Raw genomic sequence first — 8191 nt, 5'->3', positions numbered from 1 at the left:
TCGAAAAACACCGGCGGGGTCGCCGAACGGCCCCGGATGGCCGTGCCGTTCATGCCCGGTCCACGCGGGTCGCGGCTTTTGGTGATGCCGTCCACCAATATCGGCTGATCGGTACCCTGACTGCCGCCCCCCAGATGAAACACCGGCCGGGCCGGCTTCTCCTCCAGGATTTTCTCCTGCAGCTTGACCAGGCCGGCCAGCACCGCCTCGGGCCGTGGCGGGCATCCGGGAATATAAAGGTCCACCGGCAGGATCTGATTGACCCCCTGGACCACGCTGTAGGCATCGTACATGCCGCCGGTGTTGGAACATGAGCCCATGGAGATCACCCACTTGGGTTCGGCCATCTGCTCGTACAACCTTAGCACCACCGGCGCGATCTTCTTGAAAACCGTTCCGGAGATGATCAGCAGATCGGCCTGGCGGGGCGACGCGCGCAACACCTCGGCGCCAAAGCGGGCGATGTCGTAGCGAGCGGTGAAAACAGTAGACTCCTCCACGAAACAGCATGACAGGCCGAAGAACATCGGCCACAGGCTGTTTTTGCGCGCCCAGTTAAGAACGATGTCCGCACCGGCCAGCGCCGTGTCCGCTGTCAGTTGGGGTGCGAGCCCCATTCAAGGCCTCCTTTCAACCAAACATAGGCCAGACCGGCCAGCAGGACGAGGATGAAATACTGAATCTGGAACCAGCCGAGCCAGCCCAGGGGACGGCCGGCCACGGCCCATGAGAAGATGTAGGCGCCTTCCACATCGAAGAGCAGGAAAAAATCGCCACCATAAAAAAGGGTACCGGATAGCGCAGGCGCGCCTCGCCGGTGGGGATGATGCCGCTTTCGTAGACCCGCAATTTCTCGGGGTCCGGCCGGTGGTCGCCCAGCCAGTGAGAGAGAAAAAGCAGCACGCCGGTCAGGCCGATCACGACCACTCCGTAAAGGATCAGGCTGAACATGCCGGGTTGCCAGGGAGATAATAGGCCGTGCATATCAACAGGCTGCATTCAATTCACCTTTGCGCGTCACGGGCGGATGGATGGGTCGACGGATGTGGTGGAGAGATCAAAGGCCACGGTGGATCGGGTTGCCAGTGGTGAGAATATTAAACGGCGCGATGGGGTTTTGTCAAGGCACCATGTGCATCGGCCGGGACCGCCGCAATGCGAATTTACCCCCCAGCGGGTGACCTTGGGAAAACGTGGATACGCACCCATTATTGATGAACTCGTAAAAAGTCGCATTTTCGACGGATTCGTAAAGAGCCCGAGATCAAGGCTTGCGAAGCCTGAGGAATGAGGCGTACTTTTGCGTACGCCGCAGTGACGAAGGATACGCGTAACGCCGATATCGGGCTCTTTACGAATCCGTCATTATCGGTTGGCGGATGAGTCCGACAGCCGCCCTGCCATGTTGTATTATCCCGAATCGGTACTAATTTGGTTTATCTGAAAAAGGCCCACCCATAACGGGTGTGGCAGGCTGACACAGTCAATATCGTCAAATGAAGCAAGCGGATGGAGCCCCCATGGTCGATACCCCGCCACCGCCCGAAATAGACCTTCTGACAGAGAAATGCCAGCTTCTGGAAAGCCAATGCGCCGCGTATGTGCGTTCCCTGGAAACCGCCAACCAGGATCTGGCTGCCGAGGTGGCCCGGCGGAAAACCGCCGAAGCCGCCATTCAGAAAACCAATGCCGACCTGGAGCGCCTGGTTGCCGAGCGAACCCGGGAGATCCGGTTGCTCAAGGATCGCCTGCACGCGGAAAATGTTATTCTCAAACAAGAGCTGGCCGACTCCCAGACCTATGGCGCCATCATCGGAGAAAGCCAGGCAATCAAAGCGGTGGTCACCCAGATCGCGCAGGTGGCCCCCACCGATGCCACGGTCCTGATCCACGGCGAGTCCGGTACCGGCAAGGAGCTTGTGGCGCGTGAGATTCACAAACGCAGTCGCCGCAGCGACAAGCCCCTGATCAAGGTCAATTGCGCCACCATCCCCAAGGACCTTTACGAAAGCGAATTCTTCGGCCACATCAAGGGCGCCTTCACCGGGGCGGTCAAGGACCGCATCGGTCGTTTCGAGGCTGCCGACGGGGGCACCATCTTCCTGGACGAAGTGGGTGAAATCCCCCTGGACCTGCAAAGCAAACTGCTGCGCGTACTTCAGGAAGGGGAATACGAGCGGCTCGGCGAAGACTACACCCGCAAGGTGAACGTGCGTATCATCGCCGCGACCAACAAGGATCTTCCGGCCGAGGTCAATGCCAGGCGGTTCCGCGACGATCTGTTCTACCGTTTGAATGTATTCCCCATTCAGGTGGCACCACTCAGGCAGCGGCCAACCGATATCCCGCTCTTGACCCGGCATTTCGCCGGGAAGATCGCCAAAACCCTCCATCGGCCCTGCCCCCGGTTGACCCAGGCCAACATTATCGATCTACAAGCCTATGATTGGCCGGGCAACGTGCGGGAACTGGAAAACGCCATCGAACGGGCCATGATCCTCAGCAACACGAACGACCTCCATTTTGCGCCGATCATCGGCGGCGGCCCCCCCGCCTCCGCCACACCAGCGGCGGCCACACAAAAGACGGCCATCGATGGAACGGTACTCAGCGAAACCGAACTGAAGCAGTTCGAGCGCCACAATACGATCAATGCCCTGCAACGCTGCCGATGGAAGCTGTACGGCCATGACGGGGCCGCCAGGCTGCTGGGCATCAAACCGACGACCCTGATCGAACGCATGAAGCGCATGCGGATCATCAAACCCTGCAACCCCGGCCTCCGCTGTCCCCCAAAATCCTGACGGATGGCCTCAATATTTTGAGCAGCCCAATTCCTTGAGCCCCCGGCAGCGGGCCAAGATTATTCGAATTCAATATGATCTAAGCATATTATCCCGCCTTCAAAACTTGGCTTGATCCTTGTTTCACCAATAGTCATCGCCCCCTGAGAAAGGGACACCAATAAATGGAAATCATGAACCTGGAAATCAGTATTCTCTATTTTTTGTGTCAAACCGATCTTCATCGGGATCCGGCCGGCACCGGCCTGTATGAATCCGTCGTGCATGCGTTCGCCGACATTCCCCAGGATGATATCCGCACCATCATCGACGGGATGGTCGCCAACCGGCTGATCAGCCTGAATTCATCGGGAACCCGGCTGACCGTTACCGCAGAGGGTGTCCTTCACCTGCAGGCATCGCTGCCCTGCCGGATTCACGCCTTTGATGGCTGCCGCTGCGGGCTGCCGGATCCCCCGTTGGTTGCATAAGGAGGTTCGCCAAAATTGAACCCCAGAAGGTTTCTGATATAGTAAGTCATGGTTCAGGCACGCTTGCCCAGGCCGGCGTGCCCTTTCTTCATGCAACGATCAATCCGGTTTTTGCCGAGGAAAAGCCATGGCTCACATCGTCTCCCGATCCGCCTATGAACGTCTCACCGAACGTCTCAACCGCTTTCCCCAGGGTGCCCCGCCGTCGGAACTGCTCACCCGCATCCTGAAAATGCTCTTCGACGAAAAGGACGCCCAACGGGTCTCCCTGTTGCCGATCAAGCCTTTCACCGTGGAAACGGCCAGTCGCATCTGGCGTCTTCCGCAGGCAGAGACCCGTCGCATCCTCGACCGTCTGGCCGACAAGGCGCTTTTGGTGGACATGCAGGTGCACGGTGAGATGAAGTACGTTCTGCCGCCGCCCATGGCCGGTTTCTTCGAGTTCGCCATGATGCGTGTACGCACGGATATCGATCAAAAGCTGCTGGCCGAATTGTTCTACGAATATCTCAACGTGGCGGAAGATTTCGTGCGCGCGCTCTTCACCGAGGGAGAAACCCAACTGGGACGCGCCTTTGTGGACGAGAACGCGCTATCCGAAACCAATGCCCTTTTCGTGCTGGATTGGGAGCGGGCCAGCGAAGTGATCCGAACGGCTTCCCACCGGGGCATCAGCACCTGCTACTGCCGCCACAAGATGCTGCACCTGGACCGCGCCTGCGACGCCCCCCTCGACACCTGCATGACCTTCAACACCGCTGCGGCCTCACTGATCCGCCACGGCCATGCCCGGGCGGTGACGGTTTCGGAATGCATGGAACGGCTGGCCATGGCCCGCGAGCATCATCTGGTGCAATTCGGCGAGAACGTGCGCCAAGGCGTCAACTTCATCTGTAACTGCTGCGGCTGCTGTTGCGAGGCGATGCTGGCCGCACGCCGCTTCGCCATCATGCATCCGGTACACACCACCGGGTTCCTGCCCCGGGTCGACACGGGCAGCTGCAACGGCTGCGGCAAGTGCGTGGACCGTTGCCCGGTGGCGGCCATGTCCCTGGTGTCGGCCAATGATCCGCACCATCCCAAGCGCAAGGTCGCCCAGGTGGATGCCGAGCGCTGCCTGGGTTGCGGGGTCTGCCTGAGCGCTTGCACGAAAACCGCCAGCCTGACCCTGGAACGTCGTCCCCGGCGCGTCCTGACCCCCCTGAACACCATCCACCGCTCCGTCATCATGGCCGTCGAACGGGGCAAACTGCAGCATCTGCTCTTCGACAACCGCGTGCTGTGGCACCACCGCGCGCTGGCCGCCGTGGTCGGCGCCATCCTGCGCCTGCCGCCGGTCAAGCGGGCCCTGGCCACGGATCAGTCAAGTCCCGTTATCTGGAAGCCCTGGCCCTGCACTATTCTTGACGGATTCGTACAAGGCCCGATATCGGCGCTACACGTTCATCACTCTTGATCAGCGTCGGTGGACGGATCGCCGCCCAGCGCCTGATAGAGGGTCATCATGTTCTGCAGTTGGTTGTAGCGGTTCTTGGCCAGGGCCAGATCGGCCGTACGACGGGTTTGCTGCTGATCCAGCCAATCCTGGACCCCGGTCTCACCGGCCCGGTAGCGGGTCTCGGCCATCTGTTCGGCGGTTTTGGCAAGCGTAAAGGACCGCCGCAGGGCCGTTTCCTGCTGCAGGTAATGCGTCCGCGCCGAAAGGGCATTCTCCACATCCTGCAACGCCTCGTACAGCGTCTGGCGAAACTCCACCACCGCCTGTTCGGTGGCGGCCTCGGCGATTTGGGTGTTCAGCCGGGCCTGATTCCACTGCACGAACGGCAGGGCCAAATCGGCGCCCAGGGTGGCCACCGGGTTTTCGAGAAGTCTCACCAGATGGGTGCTGCTGGTGCCCAGGGACGAGGTCAAACTCAGGCTGGGATAGTAGCTGGCGCGGGTCGAATTCTCGTCTTCCAGGGTGCTGCGCAGGCGCATCTCGGCCGCCTTGAGATCCGGCCGATGGGCCAGCACCGCTGCGGGGATCCCGGCGGCCAGGGCCGGCATGGGCATCTCGGTGAGCCGCAGGGGATCGGCCATGACCTTGCCGGGCGCTTGGTCGAACAACACCGCCAGGGCGTTTTCGCGCTTCGGCCATCTGCTGCAGCAGGTCCGTCAGATCGGCCTTCTGGCTCTCCACGTCCTGCTCGGCCTGCACCAGCTCCAGCCGGGAGACCGATCCGGCCTGGTATTTGATCCGCACCAGGTCCAGGGAGCGTTGCGTGTAGGCGATCCCCTCCCGACTGGTCAGGATCGACTGGTTGAGATAGGCGATCTGCCAGTACAGATCGGCCGTCGTCCCCACCAGGGTGAGCGCCGTGTTGGCACGGTCCTGCTCGGTGGCCCGGGCCTCCCATTCGGCGGCATTACGACTGCTGGCCAGCTTGCCCCATAGGTCCAGTTCCCAGCTGAGGCGGGTCGTGGTCGATCCGCTGCGGCTGTGTTCGCCACTGTCCAGATCCCGTTGGGTACTGCCGCTGGCGCCCACGGAAAGATCCGGCGTCCGGTTCGTCGCTTCGAGCCCGGCCGTCAGGCGCGCCTTGCGCACCTTGATGGTCGCCGCCGCCAGATCGTTGTTGCGCAAAAGGACGTCGGCGATCAATTGGTCCAGTTGGGGATCATCGAACACCCGCCACCAGTGGTCGGCGGAAAGGACCGTCTCGCCGGTGACCGGCCGGGTCTGCCAGGCGGCCGGCAGGTCAAGGTTTTGCCGCACATAATCCTTGCGAATCAGGCCGCCGCAGCCCACGGTGGCAATGGCCAGCAGGCCGGCCAACACAAGCCACGCCTTTTTCCAATCTATTTTTGCGGAGATATTCATCTTCCTTCATCCCTATTCCCGGGCAAGCGCATCGATGGGATCCAGCCGCGCGGCATTGCGGGCGGGCAGGAAACCGAACAACACACCGATAAAAGTCGAGCAGGTAAACGCCAAAACGATCGACAGGGGCGAAAAGCGCATGCTGATCGAACTGACGAAATGGGAGAAGACCGCCCCGACGCCAAAGGAGAGCAAAATGCCGAACAGCCCGCCGATCATGCAAACCATGACCGCCTCGATCAAAAACTGCTGCAGGATATCGGTTTGGCGGGCACCCACGGCCATGCGGATGCCGATCTCGCGGGTGCGCTCGGTCACGGAGACCAGCATGATGTTCATCACCCCGATGCCGCCCACGACCAGGGAGATCACCGCGATGGACGCGATCAGCAGCGTCAGGGTCGAGGTGGTCTTCTCCACGGTTTTGAGGATGCTGTCGGAACTGCGCGTGAAAACATCCTTGGTGCCGTGACGGGTGGCCAACAGGTGCTCGATGCCCGCCTGGGCGATTTCGTTGGACATGCCGTCGGCCACGCGCACGGTGATGGAACTGAAGTACTGCTGGCCGGAAATCCGATACATCACCGCGGTATAGGGCATCCAGACGTTGAGATTTTCATCCTTGAAGGCGGAGTCCTTTTCGGCCGCCACGCCGACGATGACGATGGGTACATTGCCGGCCAGCACGGTCTCGCCGATGGGATTTTCACCGCCGGGGAACAGTTTTTTCTTGGTGTTCTGGTCGATCACCGCCACCTGGGAAAGGCCCGTGACATCCCGATCGAGCAGTGCCCGCCCCTGTTCCATGGCGATGTCCTTGACCCGGAAGTAAGCCGCGCCAACCCCTTGGATGGAAGCACTGGCGACAATGCTGCGATAGCGCAGCTCTTGGCTGTCCCGGATATTGGGCGTCAGGCTGTCCACGTAAATCTGGGCACGCAGCGCCGCCAGATCCGCCGGGACCAGGGTCTCCACACGGCCGGAGCGCACATCCCCCCAACCGGTGCCGGGATAGATATCGATGGTGTTGGTGCCGATGGCATTGATATCGCTGATCACCTTCTGCTGGGCGCCCTGGCCCACGGCCACCACGCTGACCACCGCAGTGATGCCGATGATGATCCCCAGCATGGTCAGGAAGGTGCGCAGCCGGTGGGTGGTCATGGCCAGCCAGGCCATGCGAAAGGCCTCCAGGAAGAGTCCGAAGCGGGTCACCCATCGGCTGCTGGTTTGGGACGGGGAGATCCCCTGCACCTTGCCGGTGGCCACAAACGGGGCCTTGGGGTTGGGTTCATCGGAGACGATTTCGCCGTCCTTGATGGTGATGATGCGCTGGGCCTGGCTGGCAATGCTGGCATCGTGGGTCACCAGAACGATGGTGTGGCCCTGGGCATGCAGCTCGCGCAGGATCACCATCATCTCCAGGCCGCTTTTGCTGTCCAGGGCGCCGGTGGGCTCGTCGGCCAGGATCACTTCGCCACCGTTCATCAGCGAACGGGCGATGCTGACCCGTTGCTGCTGACCGCCGGAAAGCTGACTGGGGCGGTGGTGGCCGCGGTCCTCCAGACCCAGGCGCTGAAGCAAATGTTTGGCGCGCGCCAGGCGATCCTGCTTGCCCACCCCGGCGTAGACGGCCGGCATTTCGGTATTGCCGACCGCATCCAGATGGGAAAGCAGGTGGTAGCTCTGAAAAATGAATCCGAAGTGGTCCCGCCGCAGGGCGGCGCGCGCATCGCTGTCGAGGCTGCCGGTTTCCTTGCCGTCCACCCGGTAGCTGCCGGCGGTGGGCCGGTCCAGGCACCCCAGGATGTTCATCAAGGTCGACTTGCCCGATCCGGACGCCCCCATGATGGCCACCATCTCACCGGCCTGGATGGTGAGGTTCAAGCCCTTGAGAATTTTAACCGGCGCCTCACCGGCCTGGAAGGCGCGTTCGAGATTGCTGATTTCGAGCAGTGCCATACTGGTGCTCCCTTTACCGAGGTAACCGCATGTGAGTCGTTGTTCCACGTTTTGCACGGTGACGATGCGCAATCATGTCAAATACCCAACGACAA

The 8191-nt window shown here is 61.2% G+C and carries 6 protein-coding genes and 2 pseudogenes; 3 read left to right on the top strand and 5 right to left on the bottom strand.

The annotated features are described in order from the left end of the window. Positions 1–617, bottom strand: a 617-nt coding sequence (gene nuoB / locus JCM12296_RS07545) for an NADH-quinone oxidoreductase subunit NuoB (protein ID WP_157067441.1), incomplete at its 3' end; no start/stop codon positions are given. After that, a pseudogene (locus tag JCM12296_RS07540) lies at positions 596–951 on the bottom strand (NADH-quinone oxidoreductase subunit A). The gene nuoB and the pseudogene JCM12296_RS07540, both read right to left, overlap by 22 nt. 569 nt (positions 952–1520) lie before the next feature. Between JCM12296_RS07540 and JCM12296_RS07535 the strand changes: the two are divergent. The 3 genes from JCM12296_RS07535 to JCM12296_RS07525 all read left to right on the top strand — a co-directional run bounded on the left by JCM12296_RS07535 (position 1521) and on the right by JCM12296_RS07525 (position 4730). After that, positions 1521–2804, top strand: coding sequence for a sigma-54 interaction domain-containing protein (locus tag JCM12296_RS07535; RefSeq protein WP_054691347.1), 1284 nt, complete (start codon positions 1521–1523; stop codon positions 2802–2804). Between the two features lie 164 nt (positions 2805–2968). Beyond that, positions 2969–3274 carry a hypothetical protein gene (locus tag JCM12296_RS07530; protein WP_054691346.1) on the top strand — a complete coding sequence of 102 codons (306 nt, stop codon included), beginning with the start codon at positions 2969–2971 and terminating at the stop codon, positions 3272–3274. A 127-nt stretch (positions 3275–3401) separates the two neighbouring features. Further along, positions 3402–4730: a 4Fe-4S dicluster domain-containing protein gene (locus tag JCM12296_RS07525; RefSeq protein ID WP_218188001.1), complete on the top strand. Its 1329-nt coding sequence runs from the start codon at positions 3402–3404 to the stop codon at positions 4728–4730. Here the strand turns inward: JCM12296_RS07525 and JCM12296_RS41500 are convergent. From JCM12296_RS41500 to JCM12296_RS07515, 3 genes and pseudogenes are all read right to left on the bottom strand, one after another. Continuing rightward, complete coding sequence (locus tag JCM12296_RS41500) at positions 4721–5380, bottom strand: TolC family protein (RefSeq protein WP_218188000.1); 660 nt, start codon at positions 5378–5380, stop codon at positions 4721–4723. The two genes, JCM12296_RS07525 and JCM12296_RS41500, sit on opposite strands and share 10 nt — an antisense overlap. 76 nt (positions 5381–5456) lie before the next feature. Beyond that, positions 5457–6134 (bottom strand): annotated as a pseudogene (locus tag JCM12296_RS50280) (TolC family protein); the annotation flags it as partial. Between the two features lie 12 nt (positions 6135–6146). Then, the gene (locus JCM12296_RS07515; RefSeq protein ID WP_054691345.1) at positions 6147–8096 is read right to left on the bottom strand and encodes a MacB family efflux pump subunit; all 1950 of its coding nucleotides are present in this window, start codon (positions 8094–8096) and stop codon (positions 6147–6149) included. Positions 8097–8191: the final 95 nt, after the last annotated feature.

It is taken from the genome of Desulfosarcina cetonica JCM 12296, assembly GCF_001311845.1.
Taxonomy (GTDB): Bacteria; Desulfobacterota; Desulfobacteria; order Desulfobacterales; family Desulfosarcinaceae; genus Desulfosarcina; species Desulfosarcina cetonica.
The sequence above is the reverse complement of the archived record's forward strand: the minus strand, read 5'-3'. Positions and strand labels throughout refer to the sequence as shown.

What these genes read in the sequence shown, in the direction of transcription:
- JCM12296_RS07535 (WP_054691347.1), top strand. Translation starts at nt 1,521, where the DNA reads ATGGTCGATACCCCGCCACCGCCCGAAATAGACCTTCTGACAGAGAAA.
- JCM12296_RS07530 (WP_054691346.1), top strand. Translation starts at nt 2,969, where the DNA reads ATGGAAATCATGAACCTGGAAATCAGTATTCTCTATTTTTTGTGTCAA.
- JCM12296_RS07525 (WP_218188001.1), top strand. Translation starts at nt 3,402, where the DNA reads ATGGCTCACATCGTCTCCCGATCCGCCTATGAACGTCTCACCGAACGT.
- JCM12296_RS07515 (WP_054691345.1), bottom strand. Translation starts at nt 8,096, where the DNA reads ATGGCACTGCTCGAAATCAGCAATCTCGAACGCGCCTTCCAGGCCGGT.